At 71.4% G+C, this 16,105-nt stretch carries 15 protein-coding genes; 9 read left to right on the top strand and 6 right to left on the bottom strand.

The window, feature by feature from the left end; translation table 11 throughout:
* Positions 1-193: 193 nt before the first annotated feature.
* Positions 194-814: a ClpP family protease gene (locus ESO86_RS03290; protein ID WP_129233463.1), complete on the bottom strand. Its 621-nt coding sequence runs from the start codon at positions 812-814 to the stop codon at positions 194-196.
* Positions 811-1,434, bottom strand: coding sequence for a ClpP family protease (locus tag ESO86_RS03285; protein ID WP_129233462.1), 624 nt, complete (start codon positions 1,432-1,434; stop codon positions 811-813). The genes ESO86_RS03290 and ESO86_RS03285 overlap by 4 nt, the downstream gene beginning before the upstream one ends.
* Before the next feature lie 210 nt (positions 1,435-1,644).
* Here ESO86_RS03285 and ESO86_RS03280 point away from each other — a divergent pair, with 210 nt between their 5' ends.
* On the top strand, positions 1,645-5,472 hold the full coding sequence (locus tag ESO86_RS03280) for an adenylate/guanylate cyclase domain-containing protein (RefSeq protein ID WP_165307264.1): 3,828 nt from the start codon (positions 1,645-1,647) through the stop codon (positions 5,470-5,472).
* 16 nt (positions 5,473-5,488) lie between these two features.
* On the opposite strand, the gene ESO86_RS03275 is transcribed toward ESO86_RS03280, so the two are convergent.
* Positions 5,489-6,655, bottom strand: a complete 1,167-nt coding sequence (locus tag ESO86_RS03275; protein WP_129233460.1) for a hypothetical protein — start codon at positions 6,653-6,655, stop codon at positions 5,489-5,491.
* Positions 6,656-6,841: 186 nt separating this feature from the next.
* Positions 6,842-7,363 carry a MarR family winged helix-turn-helix transcriptional regulator gene (locus tag ESO86_RS03270; RefSeq protein ID WP_129233459.1) on the bottom strand — a complete coding sequence of 174 codons (522 nt, stop codon included), beginning with the start codon at positions 7,361-7,363 and terminating at the stop codon, positions 6,842-6,844.
* 101 nt (positions 7,364-7,464) lie between these two features.
* On the opposite strand from ESO86_RS03270, the gene ESO86_RS03265 reads away from it, so the two are divergent.
* From ESO86_RS03265 to ESO86_RS03250, 4 genes are all read left to right on the top strand, one after another.
* The gene (locus ESO86_RS03265) at positions 7,465-8,040 is read left to right on the top strand and encodes an NADPH-dependent F420 reductase (RefSeq protein ID WP_129233458.1); all 576 of its coding nucleotides are present in this window, start codon (positions 7,465-7,467) and stop codon (positions 8,038-8,040) included.
* Between the two features lie 170 nt (positions 8,041-8,210).
* Positions 8,211-8,504: a hypothetical protein gene (locus ESO86_RS03260; RefSeq protein ID WP_129233457.1), complete on the top strand. Its 294-nt coding sequence runs from the start codon at positions 8,211-8,213 to the stop codon at positions 8,502-8,504.
* Between the two features lie 50 nt (positions 8,505-8,554).
* Positions 8,555-10,111, top strand: coding sequence for a lipase maturation factor family protein (locus ESO86_RS03255; RefSeq protein ID WP_129233456.1), 1,557 nt, complete (start codon positions 8,555-8,557; stop codon positions 10,109-10,111).
* A 53-nt stretch (positions 10,112-10,164) separates the two neighbouring features.
* Complete coding sequence (locus tag ESO86_RS03250) at positions 10,165-10,971, top strand: TerC family protein (protein WP_129233455.1); 807 nt, start codon at positions 10,165-10,167, stop codon at positions 10,969-10,971.
* Between the two features lie 10 nt (positions 10,972-10,981).
* Here the strand turns inward: ESO86_RS03250 and ESO86_RS03245 are convergent, their stop codons facing one another.
* A complete protein-coding gene (locus tag ESO86_RS03245) occupies positions 10,982-11,773 on the bottom strand; it encodes an MBL fold metallo-hydrolase (protein WP_129233454.1) in 792 nt (263 codons plus the stop codon).
* A 44-nt stretch (positions 11,774-11,817) separates the two neighbouring features.
* Between ESO86_RS03245 and ESO86_RS03240 the strand changes: the two genes are divergently transcribed.
* The 4 genes from ESO86_RS03240 to ESO86_RS03225 all read left to right on the top strand — a co-directional run bounded on the left by ESO86_RS03240 (position 11,818) and on the right by ESO86_RS03225 (position 15,846).
* Positions 11,818-12,537 carry an NUDIX hydrolase gene (locus ESO86_RS03240; RefSeq protein ID WP_129233453.1) on the top strand — a complete coding sequence of 240 codons (720 nt, stop codon included), beginning with the start codon at positions 11,818-11,820 and terminating at the stop codon, positions 12,535-12,537.
* Positions 12,538-12,618: 81 nt separating this feature from the next.
* Entirely contained in the window at positions 12,619-13,176 is a 558-nt protein-coding gene (locus ESO86_RS03235; RefSeq protein WP_129233452.1) for a MarR family winged helix-turn-helix transcriptional regulator, read from the top strand.
* A 238-nt stretch (positions 13,177-13,414) separates the two neighbouring features.
* Entirely contained in the window at positions 13,415-14,605 is a 1,191-nt protein-coding gene (locus ESO86_RS03230) for a serine/threonine-protein kinase (protein WP_129233451.1), read from the top strand.
* Between the two features lie 107 nt (positions 14,606-14,712).
* Positions 14,713-15,846 carry an AI-2E family transporter gene (locus ESO86_RS03225; protein WP_207206996.1) on the top strand — a complete coding sequence of 378 codons (1,134 nt, stop codon included), beginning with the start codon at positions 14,713-14,715 and terminating at the stop codon, positions 15,844-15,846.
* 3 nt (positions 15,847-15,849) lie between these two features.
* On the opposite strand, the gene ESO86_RS03220 is transcribed toward ESO86_RS03225, so the two are convergent.
* Positions 15,850-16,105 (bottom strand): sterol carrier protein domain-containing protein (locus ESO86_RS03220; RefSeq protein ID WP_207206995.1); only part of this gene is annotated, 256 nt, incomplete at its 5' end.

The raw sequence follows: 16,105 nt of genomic DNA, 5'->3' as shown, positions 1-16,105 counted from the left end.
GGTCGCACCGGTCGCGCCGGTCGCACCGGTCGCGCCTGATCCCCGGGCCGCGCGGGCCGCCCTCGCCGCCCTCGTCACCCCGATCGCCCCCGTCGACGCCTACCTCCTCGCCGCCTGACGCCTCCTCACCTCCGTCGCCCCGCCCCGAGATGACGCGAAACGCGCTCGCCGGGCGCCGGAAGCGCGGTTCGCGTCATCTCGCCTCTCCGCGCGGGGCAGGGACCGTGAGGTGGGCGTCGAGCACGTGGTCGGCGAGGCCGTAGTCGACCGCCGCCTGCGCCGTGAGGATCAGGTCGCGGTCGGTGTCCACGCGGATGGCCGCGGCCGAGCGCCCCGTGTCCGCGGCGAGCGCCGCCTCGAGTTCCGCGCGCACGCGCAGCACCTCGTCGGCGTGCAGGATCAGGTCGGGGACGGTGCCGCGGCCCTGCGTCGACGGCTGGTGCAGCGTCACCGTGCCGTGCGGCAGCATCGAGCGCTTCCCGGGCGCACCGCCCGCGAGCAGCACCGCGGCCGGGCCGCCCGCGCGTCCCACGCACGTCGTCGCGACATCCGGCCGGATGTGCCGCATCGTGTCGTACACCGCGAGGGCGGCGCTCGGCGAGCCGCCGGGCGAGTTCACGTAGAGGCTGATCGGCGACTCGCCCGACTCGGAGGCGAGGTGGAGGAGCTGCGCGATCAGCACGTTCGCGACGCCGTCGTCGATCTCGGTGCCGAGGTAGACGATGCGCTCGGAGAGGAGGCGACTGTACACGTCGAGCGAGCGCTCGACGCCGCCGCGCTTCTCGACCACGTAGGGGATCGTGTAGGAGGTCATGCCGACACCCCCAGGCCCGCGACGGCGCGCGGCTCGAGCGGGAACAGCTCGTCGAGCCGCTCGGTCACGTGGTCGATGAATCCATAGTCGACGGCCGCGTCGGCGGTGTACCAGCGGTCGCGCAGCGAGTCCTCACGGACCCGCTCGACCGGTTGTCCCGTGTAGCGGGCGATCAGGCCGAGGACGGTGTCGCGCGTGTGCCTGAGGTCGTCGGCCTGGAGCTCGACGTCGACCGCCGTGCCGCCGATCCCCGCGGAACCCTGGTGCAGGAGGATCCGCGAGTGGGGGAGCGCCGCGCGCTTGCCGGGCGTGCCGGCGGTGAGCAGGAACTGCCCCGCGCTCGCCGCCATGCCGACGGCGATGGTGGCGACGTCGTTCGGGATCGCGCGCATCACGTCGTGGATCGCGAGCATCGCGGGAACCGAGCCGCCGGGCGAGTTGATCCAGAAGCGGATGTCGCGGCGCGGGTCGTCGGCGGCGAGCGCGACGAGCTGCGCGCAGATGCGATTGCCGCCGGCCTGGTCGAGCTCGTCGCCGAGGACGATGATGCGCTCGTGGAAGAGCCGCCTGGTCAGTTCTGCGTCGATGGGCTGGACGGGTGGGGTCTCTCGATCGGTCATGGGCCCAGCCTGCGCCGCGCGGAGCGGCGGCGGGGCGGATGCGGCTCACGGCAGCGCTGCTCACGGCAGCGCGAGGTGTCGCGATAGATTTGGTCAAGCGGACGGCATCCCCCGATGCGAAGGAGGCATCGTGTTCCTCGACACCCACGCGGCATACGGTCCCGCGCGCGCGGGTGGCTGCGATGTCGACCGCGGTCCCGTGACGGCGCGATGAATCCGGCCGGCACGGACGACCCGTCGGACACCGACACGACCGGCGTCCTCCAGCCGTACGTGCCGCGCCTCGTGCGCTACTGGGACGAGGAGACCCCGGGGCGACTCCACCAGGCGGTCGAGGGCACCATGGTGCTCGTCGACATCTCGGGCTTCACCCGGATGTCGGAGCGCCTCGCCCGGCACGGCAACGTCGGCGCCGAGGAGGTCACGGAGGTGATCGACGGCACCTTCGATCGACTCCTCCCGGCCGCCTACGCCTTCGGCGCCAACCTGCTCAAGTTCGGCGGCGATGCGCAGCTGCTGCTCTTCACCGGCGAGGACCATCACGTGCGCGCGGCGGTCGCGGCCCACGACATGCGCGCCGAGCTGCGGCGGATCGACGGGTTCGCGACGAGCGCCGGCACGGTGTCGCTGCGCATGTCGGTCGGGATCCACAGCGGCACGTTCGACTTCTTCCTCGTCGGCGGGTCGCACCGCGAGTTCATCGTCGCCGGTCCTGCCGCGACGCGCACCGTGCAGATGGAGGCCGCCGCCTCCGCCTCCCAGATCATGCTCAGCCCGGAGACCGCGGCACTGCTGCCCCGAGCGTGCGTCGGGGCCGCCCGGGGGCCCGGCAGGCTGCTGAGACGCGCCCCGCACGTCGAGCAGTCCGGATTCCTCGCCGCCCAGACCCCGACGGTCGACCTCGAGCAGTTCATCCCGGTCGGACTCCGTCAGACGCTGCTGAGCGGCACCATCGATCCGGAGCACCGGCCGGCCGCCATCGCCTTCCTGCACTACGTCGACTTCGATCGACTGGTCGCGGACGACCCGGACCACGCCGCCGCGGTCCTGGACGAGCTGGTGTCCGCGGTCCAGCAGCATGCCGACGCGCACGGCGTCACGTTCCTCGCCACCGACATCGCACCCGACGGCGGCAAGATCATCCTCACGGCCGGCGTGCCAGACACGGCCGGCAACAACGAGGAGCAGATGCTCCTCGCCGCCCGGGACATCCGCGTCGGCGCACCGGCCGAGCTGCCGATGCAGATCGGCATCAGCTGGGGACACGTCTTCGCGGGAGCGGTCGGGCCCGCCTACCGGCGCACCTACACGATCATGGGCGACGCGGTGAACCTCGCCGCCCGCATCATGGACAAGGCACCGGCGGGAGAGGTCTACGCCACGCGCGACGTCGTGGACGGATCACGGACGACCTTCGAGGTCCGCGAGCCCGAGCCGTTCACCGTCAAGGGCAAGCAGAAGCCGATTCAGGCACTCTCCGTGGGCGAACCCGAGGGCAGCCGGATGTCGGGGCGAGCCTCCGGAACGCCGCTGATCGGCCGCGATGCGGAGTTGGCGCTCCTCACCGGCGCGTGGGCCGACGCGCGTGCGGGCCGCGGCGGGGTCGTGGACATCACCGCCGAGGTTGGGATGGGCAAGTCCCGGCTCCTGCAGGAGCTGCTCGAGACGGCGCAGCCCGAGCGCGTGATCAGCACCGAGTGCCGGCTGTACCAGACCGCGACGCCGTACTTCCCGTTCCGCACCCTGCTCCGAGCGGCCTGGGGGCTCGAGGGACTCGACCCCGAGGCGACCGAGGCCACGCTCACCGAACTGGTGCGGACCCGAGCTCCCGATCTCCTGCCGTGGCTGGCCCTGATCGCGACGCCGCTCGGACTCACGCTGCCCGAGTCGCCCGAGGTCGCCCAGTTGGACGACCAGTTCCGGCCGTCGCGCACGCGCTCGGCGGTCTCCACGCTCCTGCGCGCCACGAACGACCGGCCCACGCTCTTCCTCATCGAGGAGGGGCAGTGGATGGACGAGGCATCCGGCGAGCTGCTCACGACGATCGTCTCCGAGATCGAGCCCATGCCCTGGCTGGTCATCGTCAGTCGCCAGCCCGGAGGAGGGGGCTACGTCCCGGTCGACGGTGCGGCGGTCACGCACGTCGAGCTTCCGCCGCTCGACGCCGCCCACGCGAGGGAGCTCATCCAGCGCGCCACCGCCGACACCCCGCTGCTCCCCAGCCAGGTGGACACGCTCGCCGCCCGGGCCGAGGGGAGCCCGCTGTTCCTGCTCGAACTGCTCCAGGTCCTGCGCGCGGATGCCGCGGTCGACTACCTCCCGCAGTCCGTCGAGGGCCTGATCGCCGCCCGCATCGACCGGCTCCCGCCGACCGACCGGAACCTCCTCCGACGCCTCGCGGTGCTGGGCGCCGGCTTCCGGCAGGAGCACATCCCGGCCGTCCTCGGCAGCCCCGCGGCGGAGCCGAGCCGGCAGGTGAAGACGCTGCGGCGCCTCGGCGGCTTCCTCTCCGTCGACTCGGGCGGATGGGTGCAGTTCCAGCACAGCCTGATCCGGGACGTGGCGTACGCGGGCCTGCCGTTCAAGACGCGTCGGGAGCTGCATGCGCGCGTCGGCGACGCCATCGCCGCCTCATCCGGCGACCACCCCTCCGGTCAGGTGGAGCTCCTGTCGATCCACTACTCCGAGGCCCACCGGTGGCCCGAGGCGTGGGCGTCCTCGCGCGAGGCGGGCGAACGCGCCAAGGAGATCTACGCGAACCTCGAAGCGGCGACCTTCTACCGGCGCGCCCTGAACGCCTCACGGTACGTCCCGGACCTCGCGCCCGCCCAGGTCGCCGACGTGTCGGAGGCCCTCGGCGACGTGCTCGAGCTCGCCGGCCTCTTCGAGCAGTCCGTCGAGGCGTACCGGCAGGCGAGCCGCCTCGTCCGGGACGATCCCATCCGCTCCGCCGACGTCCTGCTCAAGCGAGCCCGCGCGCGGGCGCGTACGGGCTCCTACGTCACCGCGTACCGGGACCTGACGATCGGTCGCCACCTCGTCGCGGAGATCGGGAGCGCCGAGGCACTCCGCGCGACCGCCCGGCTCAACGCCCTGAACGCCCAGATCCGGCAACTGCAGGAGCACATGCCCGCAGCGGTTCGCCTCGCCGAGCAGGCGATGGTGGAGGCCGAGGCCTCGGGCGAGCGGGAGGCCCTGGCCCGTTCCTACCAGGTGCTCGACGCGGCCTACGTGATGCTCGGCCAGTCCTCGAAGGCGGTGTACGGCGAGCGCGCCCTCGCCATCTACGAGGAGCTCGGCGACCTTCCGGGCACGGCGGTCGTGACGAACAACCTCGGGGGACAGGCCTACTGGCAGGGCGAGTGGGAGGACGCCGTCGGCTTCTACGCCCGCGCCCGGGACGCGTTCCTCCGGGCCGGCAACGAAGCGGAGGCGGCGACCTGCGGGGCGAACATCGGCGAGGTGCTCGTCAGCCAGGCGCGGTTCGACGAAGCCGAGGAGGTGCTCGTCCCCTCGGTTCGGGTGCTGCGCGCGCACGGCCTGGTGGATGCCGCGATCTTCGCCGAGATCCAGCTGGCGCGGTTGCAGCTGCTCCGGGGCGACGACGGGGCGATGGAGCGCATGGTGGCCCTCCGCGAGGAGGCGGTCCGGACGGGCCAGGTCCAATCGGCGATCGAGGCCGGGATCCTCATCGCCCACGGGCTCGTGCTCGCCGGGAGGCCGGAGGATGCGCTCGACACGTTGGCCGAGACCGAGCACGGGGCTGGCGGCGAGGCCGAACTCTACGGCAGCACCATCGCGCGGACGCGAGCGCTGGCACTGGCCGCGCTCGGTCGCGCCGCGGAGGCACGCGATGCGGTCTCCGGCGGGCTCGCTCAGGCTCGCGAGCAGGGACTGGCCTTCGAGGTCGCCCAGCTCCAGCTCATCGAGGCCGACCTCATCGAGGACGCGGCGGTGGCGGAGCCGATCCGCGCCGAGGCGGAGCACCAGCTCCGTGAGCTCGGCGTGGTGGGCACCACGCCGAGCCTCCGGGGGTGACGGCCGGACGGACCGGTCAGCGCATCTTCGGGTCGCCGATTCCGACGACGTCCCATGCGGTGCGGGTCTGCGTCGCGGAGTAGATCGTCGTGCCCTCCGAGACGATGCACCAGGTGTGACCGGACGGGATCACGGAGGTGTCGATCGAGCCGGGCGAATCCGGTGTGGCGAACGGGTCGCCGGTGCACCAGGGCATGTACACGAAGTCCAGCGGGCCGTCGTCGTCCTGGTCGTACTCCAGGTGGCTGGTGAACGGGTTGGACGAGTTCTGCGGGGCGAACTTCACGGTGCCGCTGTACGCGGCGGGCTGCGGGGGATCGACGTCGACCGGCACGAAGCTCAGCGTGCCCGCGCCGACGTCGGCGGTGAGCGTGTACGGCTTCAGCACGCAGTCGGATCCGTCGGTGTTCTCGAGCCGCGTGAAGGTGCCGTAGACGGTGCCCTGGTCGATCGTCGCGGTGCTGTTCTCCGGGGTGCAGCCCAGCTCGCCGGTGAACCCCTCGAGCGTGAAGATCGTGTCGAACGCCGGGTCGTCGCCGAAGTCGGAGCTGCCCTCGAGCGACACCTCGCCGCTCACAGGGTGGAAGGTCACGGCATCGAACGACGCCGACGGCTCGATGGTCAGGTAGCAGTTGTCGAGCGGGCCGGCGTCCGGCCCGGCGTCGGAGGCGTTCCGGCAGTTGGCGATCGGCTCGGCGCTCGTCGCGGTCGCCGTGTACGGCGCGGTTGCGCTCCCGTCGACGCCCTCCCCGGGCACGATGCCGCCGCCGGCGCGGACCTGGAAGGTGTCGACCTCGGTGCCGGCCTTCGACACGATGACGTCGACCTGCACCGCGCCCTTGAACTCCAGGTCGAGTGAGGCGAACACGGCATCGGGCACCCCCTCGAGGCTCACCGTCAGCTCCTCGGTGGCGTCGACGCGCGAGCAGGGCACTCCGGTGGAGCCGCCGGTCTTGATGCCGATGGACCCGTCCTTCATCCCCGGTCCCTGATCGCTGCCGCTGATCGCGGCCAGTGGGCCGTTCACCGTGATCCGGCAGTTCTTCTGGGCCGCGATGGTCTGGGTGATCGGATCGCCGTCGTTGCTGTACACGAATCGGGTGCCGTCGCTGCCGAGATGCAGCCGGAGCGTCTCGTCGCCGGTGCCCGCGGCGCTCAACGCCGTCGCCCCGATTCCGAGCATGAGTGCCGCGGAAACCGCCGCGACCGTCCCAAGTGATCGAACCACGTTCATCGGGGCCTCCCGAGCACAGGTGATCCGGGGGGCCGTGGGCCGTCCCTCGGGTCAGGATGCTGCTCATGCTATCGACGTGCGTTCGCGGCCACGACCCTCGTACAGGGGGCGTGTGCCGGCGGCTCCGCGCGCGGCTCAGCCGGCGCGTGCGATCGCGGGGCCCTCGCTGAACTGGCAGGCGGTGGCGGTGAGCCGCTCGTCGGGATCGAGGCGGCTGAGCACCGCGCCGGCGATCTCGTAGAGCTGTCGCAGCTGCTCGGGGGAGAGTGCGTCGAGCACGTACTGCCGGACGGTCTCGACGTGACCCGGTGCCGCGTCGTCGATGAGCTCGAGTCCGGCGTCGGTGATCGTCGCGTTGGTCGCGCGGCGGTCCGTCGGACAGGGGAATCGCCGGATCAGCCCGCGATCCTCGAGTCGACGCGCGACGTGGGACAGCCGTGGGAGCGTCGCGTTCGTGCGGGCGGCGAGTGCCGTCATGCGCATCGTCCGCTCCGGCGCGGCGGCGAGTGCCATCAGTGCGGCGTACTCGAAGTGGGTGAGCTGCACGTCCTGCAGGAGCTGCTGGTCGAGCACGCCGGGGAGGAGTTCGGTGAGCGCCATGAGACGCACCCAGGCGGCGGATTCCTCGGTGTCGAGCCAGCGCGTGTCATCCGTCATGTCGATCATTCTCGCACATTCAGTTGACGCGACAACTGAATCGCGCTATCGTGTTGGTTGTCGCAACAAGTAATCGCGCCGGATGGCGCGGGAAGGACATCATGACGACCGTCAGCATCATCGGGAACGGCAACATGGGCACCGCCATCGGCGGCATCGTGGCGGCCGGAGGGAACACCGTCGAGTACGTGGGCCGCGACGCGGCAGAGGCGATCTCGGGCGACATCGTCGTCCTCGCCGTGCCGTACCCCGCCGTCGCCGAGATCATCGAGGCGCGGCGCGAGCAGCTCGCCGGCAAGGTCGTGGTCGACATCACGAACCCCCTGAACTTCGAGACCTTCGACTCCCTCGTGGTCCCGGCCGACGGGTCGGCCGCCGCGGTGATCGCCGCCGCGCTCCCCGAGTCGCGCGTGCTCAAGGCCTTCAACACCAACTTCGCCGCGACGCTCGCCGCGAAGACCGTCGGCGGCGCCCAGCCCACGACCGTCCTGGTGGCCGGCGACGACGAGCTCGCCAAGCGAGCGCTCATCGACATCGTGCGCGCCGGCGGCGTGAACGCCGTCGACGCCGGCGCCCTCTCGCGCGCCCGCGAGCTCGAGTCGGTCGGGTTCCTGCAGCTCACGCTCGCCGTCCAGGAGAAGGTCGGCTGGAACGCGGGCGTCGCCCTCGTCGCCTGACCCGCACCGCCCGCAGCGCCCCGGAGCTCCGGCCCCGGGGCGCTGCTGCGCGCCGACCCACCACGCCGCCGCAACCCGTTGACTCGCCCCGGATCCGGGAGGAACGTTGAGGTGACGGACCGCGATCGGCGACCGCGATCCGGAGCACCACCGGCCGGGAGGAGAACGACATGAACGGCGACCCGCTGAACCCCTGGGAGGCGAAGGACCGACTCGGCCCCGCAGGAGACCTCAACCCCGACAGCCCGGACCTCACCGGCACCATCAACACGGTCGGACTCGGAGCCGCCTTCCCCGACATCGGCAGGGCGGAGCGCGAGGCCGAGGACGCCGAGCGGACGGCCGCCGGCGGGGTCGGCGACACCGGCCCCGAGCCCGTCCCGGACGCCGACGACCTCGAGGCCGACAACGAGGTCGAGGAGGACACGATCGAGTCCGTCGACCCCGAGAATCCACCGGACTGAGGGGCCGTTCGGCCCGGATGGCCCCGGGCGCTGCGGGCTAGCGTGACGACGTGGACTGGTCCGCCTGGTTCGCCTGGTTCGACGCCCGCGACGCCGACCTCGCGCGCGAGGTCCTCCAGCGCGGCATCGCCGCCCTGTTCCTCGTCGCCTTCCTCTCGACGCTGAAGCAGTTCCGTCCGCTGCTGGGGGAACACGGGCTCCTGCCCGTTCCGAGCCTCCTGCGCGCGGTCGATGACGCCGAACGGCGCGTCCGCGAGCGCGCCGAGCGCGCCGGCGAGAAGGTCGGGCGGCTGGCGCGCACCCGGCGCCGCGGGTTCCTCGGCCCGACGATCTTCCGGCGATGGGCCTATCGCGACTCCCGGCTCGTCGCCGTCTGCGCCGTCGGCATGGTGCTCGCGGCATCCGTCGTCGTCGGCCTGCCGCAGCTCGGCCCGCCCTGGGTGCCGATGCTCGCGTTCCTCGCGATGTGGGGGCTGTACCTCTCGATCGTGAGCGTCGGCCAGACGTTCTACGGCTTCGGGTGGGAGATGCTCCTCTGCGAGGCCGGGTTCCTCGTCGCGTTCCTCGGGTCGCGGGAGGTGCCCGCGCCGCTCCCGACCATCGTGCTCGTCTGGTGGCTCGTGTTCCGGCTCGAGTTCGGCGCGGGCATGATCAAGATCCGCGGCGATCGGGCCTGGCGCGACCTCACCGCCCTGTACTACCACCACGAGACCCAACCGATGCCCGGGCCCCTCAGTCGGCAGGCGCACCTCCTGCCGAGGTGGTTCCACCGGCTGGAGGTGGTGGGCAACCACACGGCCCAGCTGGTCGTGCCCTTCCTGCTGTTCGCGCCGCAGCCCGTTCGCACGGTCGCCGCGGCGATCATCATCGGCACGCAGCTCTGGCTCGTGATCACCGGCAATTTCGCCTGGCTGAACTGGATCACCATCGTGCTCGCCTTCGGGGCCGTCGGCGACGGAGTCGTGCAGTGGCTCCTGCCGTGGCTGCCGCTCGACGCGATCGAGGTGCCGACGGATGCCGCGAGCCCGCCGTGGTGGGTCGCGATCGTGCTGCTCGTCGCCGCGTTCATCCTCTGGCTCAGCCGCCATCCGCTCATGAACCTGTTCTCGAAGCGGCAGCTGATGAACGCGAGCTTCGACCGGTACATGCTGGTCAACGCATACGGCGCCTTCGGGTCGGTGACCCGGCAGCGCGTGGAGGTCGTCGTCGAGGGCACGGCCGACGACCCGCGGGATCCGTCCGCGGAATGGGTCGAGTACGCGTTCAAGGGCAAGCCCGGTGATCCGCGTCGCATCCCGCGTCAGTTCGCGCCGTACCACCTGAGGCTCGACTGGCTCATGTGGTTCCTCCCGCTCGGCCGCATCGAGGAGCCGTGGTTCCGGCGGTTCCTCGAGCGGCTGCTCGAGGCGGACGCCGCGACCCTGCGCCTGCTCGACCACGATCCCTTCGGCGGTGCGCGACCTCGGTCGGTCCGGGCCCGCACCGAGCTCTACCGCTTCAGCACCCGCGAGGAGCACCGTCGCACACGGCAGGTGTGGATGCGCCATCCGCTCGGCACCGCGATCCCGCCGCTCTCGCTGGACGGCGACATCGACGATCTCGACTGATTCCATGCGTGGCCCGGCATGGGGACGGCCCTGGCTCGGGTGAGAATGGGCTCATGGACTTCTCCCTCGAGTTCACGCCCGACCTGTTGGCCGTGTTCCTCACCCTGTTCGTGCTCGAAGTCGTGCTCGGCGTCGACAACGTCATCTTCATCTCGATCCTCGCCGCGAAGCTGCCCGTCGAGCAGCAGGCGCGGGCGCGCAACCTCGGGCTCACGCTCGCGATGCTCATGCGCGTCGGCCTGGTGTTCGCCGCCGGCTGGGTCATCAGCCTGAAGACGGACCTGTTCGAGCTGTTCGGCATGGGCTTCTCGGGCCGCGACCTGATCCTGATCGCCGGCGGGCTCTTCCTCGTCTACAAGGCCGTCACCGAGATCCACCACAAGCTCGAGGGCGACGAGGAGCACACGACCGGCGCCGGGACCGCCACCTTCGGCGCGGTCATCGCGCAGATCCTCGTGCTCGACATCGTGTTCTCGCTGGACTCGGTGATCACCGCGGTCGGCATGACCGAGAACATGATCGTGATCATCACGGTCGTCGTGCTCTCGTTCGGCATCATGCTGTTCGCGGCGCGATACATCTTCTCGTTCGTGAACAAGCACCCCACCGTGAAGATGCTCGCGCTGTCGTTCCTGCTGCTCATCGGCGTGTTCCTCATCGCCGACGGCTTCGGCTTCAAGATCGACAAGGCGCTGATCTACGTGCCGATGGCGTTCGCGATCTTCGTGGAGGCGCTGAACCTCGCCGCCGCGGCGCGCAAGCGCAAGCGCGCCGGCGAGAAGCCGGCGGAGCCGGTGCACCTGCACCAGCAGTACGTCGACGACACGGGCACGGCGCTGGAGCCGGCCGCCCGGGACTGAGCCGAACGCGTCAGGCGCCGCGGAGGTAGTCGAGCTGCGCCCTGACGGATGCCTTGGCGGCGCCCCGCACGGCGGGGTCGACATCGGCGTACACCGCGTCGGTGACGGCCTCGGCGGTCGCGGCGTCGCCGAGGCGGGCGAGTGCGGCGCGCACCTGGTCGAGCCGCTCGGCGCGGTGCGCGAGGTAGGCGTCGCAGATCGCGGCGAGGTCGGGGAGCGCCGGACCGTGACCGGGCAGCACGACGACCGGACCTGAGGCGATGCCGATCGTCAGCAGCCGGTCGAGTGCGTCGAGGTACGGGCCCAGCGCGCCGTCGGGATGGGCGATGATCGTGGTGCCGCGACCGAGCACGGTGTCGCCCGTGAGGACTCCGAGGGGTGCGCCGCCCTCGCTGCGGAGGACGATGCACATGGAGTCGGAGGTGTGGCCGGGCGTGGCCAGGATCTCCAGTCGGAATCCGCCCTCGTCGATGACCTCGCCGTCGGCGAGGGGGTCGGCGCCGCGGCACCAGGCCGGGTCGATCGCCCGCACGGGGGCGCCGGTGAGTTCGGCGAATGCGTCGACGGAGTCGGTGTGGTCGGGATGGCGGTGGGTGATGAGCACCAGTGCCACGCCGCCCTCGGCGAGGCGCGCGAGGTGCGCGGCATCCGCCGGCCCCGGGTCGACGACGACCGCGGCGCCCGCGCCCTCGGCGCGGAGGACCCAGGAGTTCGTGCCGTCGAGCGTCATGGGCCCCGGGTTCGGCGCGCGGACGAGGGTGACGCCGTCGGGGAGCGGGGGAGCATCGGCGGTCTCGACCATGTCCGAAGTGTAGCCACCCGCGTATCCTGCGTATCCTGATCGGCATGCACGTCGAGGTGGATTCCGATGGCGAACCGACCGTCGGGTCGGCTGCCACGGTGGTGATCCTGCGGCAGGGCTCGCGCGGGGTCGAGGTGCTCCTCGGGGAACGGACCCACCGCGGATCGTTCGCCGGAGCGTGGGTGTTCCCGGGCGGCGCGGTCGACGAGGCGGATGCCGCGGGCGATCCGATCGACTCGGCGGCCGCGGCGCGCCGGGCCGCCGTGCGGGAGACGTTCGAGGAGGTCGGCCTGGAGCTCGTCGCCGACGACCTCGTCGAGTTCGCGCTCTGGAGCCCGCCGAAGGGGGTGCCGAAGCGCATGCGCACGCGTTTCTTCGCGGCGCGCGCCCCCGCGTCCGCGTCCGAGATCAGGCTGGCGGCCGACGAACTGGTCCAGGCCGAGTGGCTGACGCCGACCGATGCCCTCGAGCACCACGCCGACGGCGCGATGACCCTGTTCCCGCCGACCTGGGTCACGCTGCACGAGCTCCGGGACACGCCCGACGTGGACACGGCGATCGCGATGCTCGACGCGCACGAACTGCGTGCGTACGTCGGGCGGTTCGACGATGACCGGACGACGCTGTACTGGCAGGAGGACGAGCACTTCCACACCGACGACCGCGCGCATCGGGCGGTGCCCGACGACGGGCCCGACGCAGACGGCCCTCGCCATCGGCTGATGATGGATCGCCTGCCGTGGGTGTACCTGCACTCGTTCTGACGGGTCGCTGCCGTCGCGCAGGAGCAGTACGCGCGAGGTTCGCTAGAGAATCTAGTATCAAGATCCTGTAGTATCAGCTGGATGTCTGACAAGCGATCATCGGGGTACTGGTATTCCGCCGATCGCACCCGACGAGGGGTCGCGGTCCTGAACGCGCTGCGCGACTATCGCGCGGCCGAGGCGGCGATGCGTCGTCGCACGCGGTCGGCGATGAAGATGGGCGAGACCGACCTGCTCGCCATCCGCTACCTGCTGAAGCGCGAGGGCGAGGGGCGATCGGTGAGCCCCAAGGACCTGGCCGCCCACCTCGGGATCTCGTCCGCATCGACGACCGTCCTCATCGATCGCCTGGTGCGCAGCGGGCACGTCGAGCGGAGGCCGCATCCGACGGATCGGCGCGCGCTCGTCATCGCGCCCACGATCGCGAGCGACGACGAGGTCCGGGCGACGCTCGGCGAGATGCACCGGCGGATGATCGAGGTCGCAGAGGGCCTCGACAGCGAAGAAGCGGTCGTCGTCCTCGACTTCCTCGACTCGATGCGCGATGCGGTCGACAGCGTCCAGGACGCGGCCGGCGACGAGGCCCCCGCGGCGCAGGTGACCGCGATCGATGCAGCCAGGTCGGCCACCGGCTCCTGACGCGTCGCACGCGACCACTTTTCTCCGCCTGTCAAGCCTTTCGGCCGGAATTGTTGCGCGAGCCCCCTTCGCTGATACTTCTCGGAAGGAGTTGTCCGCCGAGATGCTAGTTAGATAAACTAGCGAAAATCGCCACAACACATGAAGCGGCCGCGAGGCCGAGGAGAAGAGGCCGCGAATGCACGGGTCTGCCCCCATCGACGGTCCCGCCTCGTCGCCCGGCCCAGGGCCTGCCGGCATGCCCGGTGTCGGCGTCCGCACCGATCCGACGCATCGTGCCGACGCCGCGACCCGCACCGATCCGGGGCGGGCGCCCTACGGCGACCCGAGTGTCCGCACCGACCCGGGCGCGATGCCCGTCGTGCCGTCGATGACCCCGAGGCCGGCTCCGGCACCCGGGTACGACGCGCCTGCACAGGAACCCGCGCCGGTCGCCGACTCCGCGCCGCGGTACGAGTTCCTCGAGCACATCGGTTCCGGAGGCATGGCCGACGTCTACCGTGCGCGCGACAACGAACTCGGCCGCCACGTCGCCGTCAAGCTCTTCCGCGAGGCGGAGGAGACGGTCGCCGACCAGCAGCGACGCGAGCGCGAGATCAACCTCCTGAGCGGCCTGACCCACGTCGGACTCGTGCCCGTCCACGATGCCGGACGCCTCATGCACGCGGGCATCGAGCGCCGGTACCTCGTGATGGAGCTCATCGACGGGCTCTCGCTCGCGCATCGCATCGCCGAGGGCCCGCTCAAGCCCCGCCAGGTGGCCGACATCGGCGCGCAGGTCGCCGACGTCCTCAGCTACGTGCACGGCCGCGGGGTGATCCACCGCGACATCAAGCCCGAGAACATCCTGATCAGCGAGGTGCCCACCTTCGGGTACACGCTGATGACCCGACTCGCCGACTTCGGCGTCGCGCAGTTCGTCGACGGGACGCGGCTCACCGGCCACGGCACCATCATGGGCACCGCCGCCTACATCTCGCCCGAGCAGGCGCGCGGCGAGGAGGTGACCGCGGCCACCGACATCTACTCGCTCGGCCTCGTGCTCCTCGAGTCGCTCAAGGGCGAACGCGAGTACACGGGCACGCCGATCGAGGCCGCACTCGCACGGCTGCACCGACCGCCCGCCATCCCCGAGGACCTCAGCGCCGAATGGCGCTCGATCCTCGGCGCGATGACCGCGGACGATCCCGCCGTTCGTCCGAACGCCCACGACGTCGCGAGCACCATGCGCGACCTCATCCGCCTCATGATCCTCCAGACGCAGGTGCGGAAGGGTCGCCTCCCCGTGTGGGCTCGGGCGAGCGGGGAGTCGGATGCGGGCACCGGCGCGCGGCGGCACGCCGGCCTCGCCGGCATGGTGCTCGGAGTGCTCGGCGTCGGCATCGCGATCGCCGTCGGCGTCGCAGCGGCCACCGGACTCATCGGGTAGCGCGGTGGCGATCCCTCGCAGCGGCACGGTGATGCCGCAGGCAGTGGCGCGCACCGGCGCGGCGTGCCGACCGTGCCCGCGCGGGCCCCGGGCGTAGCGTCGCAACCATGTGGAGACGCGTGGCCGGAGCCATCCGCAACCCCGAACCGCCCGTGCACGCCGACGTGACGGCGGATCGCGATCCGAGCGCGCCCGAAGTGCGCGTCAGGGCCTTCCGGATCGGCTTCGTCGGTGCGATCGGCGTACTGCTGGCCCTGTTCGTCGGCGGCATCGTCGGCCAGCTCAGCACCGTCATCCTGTATATCGCGCTCGCCCTGTTCCTGGCGCTCGGCCTCGACCCCATCGTGAGCTGGCTCCAACGCCGGGGGATGCCGCGTTGGGTCGCGATCCTCATCGTGTTCGCGTTCGTCATCGGCATCTTCATCGGGCTCATCGCCACGATCGTGCCGATCGTCGTGACGCAGATCACCGAGATCGTCACGAACTGGGAGCAGATCGTCGAGGACTTCCAGGACAGCGACCTCGTCGCCTGGATCGGGTCGATCACCGGCAGCACCACCTGGCTCTCGGACTCGATCGCCGGGATCGGCGACTGGTTCGCCGATCCGGCGAACATCGGGGCCCTCACGGGCGGCATCCTCGCGGTCGGCGCCGGCATCGCCGGGGGATTCACGGGCGCGACGATCGTGCTGATCCTGACCTTGTACTTCCTCGCCTCCCTCGCCGCCATGAAGCGCTACGCGTCGCGCTTCGTCCCGGCGTCGTCGCGCAACGGATTCCTCGACGTCTCGCAGGAGATCACCGGATCGGTCGGTCGCTACGTCATCGGACAGATCAGCCTCGCCTCGGTGAACGCGGTGCTGAGCCTCGTGTTCCTCACGATCATCGGCGCGCCCGCGCCGATCCTGCTGGCCTTCATCGCGTTCCTCGGCTCGCTCGTGCCGCTCGTCGGCACGCTCACCGGCGCCATCATCATCTCGCTGATCTGCCTCGCGGCCTCGCCCGCGACGGGTCTCGCCGCGGCGATCTACTACGTCGTCTACATGCAGCTCGAGGCGTACGTGCTCAGCCCGCGGATCATGAGCCGTGCGGTCGCGGTGCCGGGCGCGCTCGTCGTGATCGCGGCGGTCGCCGGCGGCACGCTGGGCGGTGTGCTGGGTGCGCTCGTGGCCATCCCGGTCGCCGCGTCGCTCATCATCATCGTGGAGAAGGTGATCTTCCCGCGACAGGACGCCGCCTGAGCGTCAGAACCAGATGCTGAGGTGCGGTGCCCGCGTCGAGGCGAACATGCGGTCGGCGAGTTCGAGCGCGCCGTTCGAGGAGGCCGTGATGCGACCGGCGCGCGCGAGGACCGAGGGCCGCACGCCGCCGAGGTAGATCGAGGCGAGGTCGCGGACATCGAGCTTCAGCGATCGCGGCTCCGCTGCGCGCGCCGCCGAGCGGGACGCCGAGGCCTCCGCGCCCGCGGCGCGGGCTCGGGAGCGCTCTCGCTTCGGCGCG

The sequence above is a fragment of the Agromyces binzhouensis genome, assembly GCF_004135055.1.
Taxonomy (GTDB): Bacteria; Actinomycetota; Actinomycetes; order Actinomycetales; family Microbacteriaceae; genus Agromyces; species Agromyces binzhouensis.
Note: the sequence above shows the minus strand (reverse complement) of the source record. Positions and strands in the feature narration are given on the sequence as shown.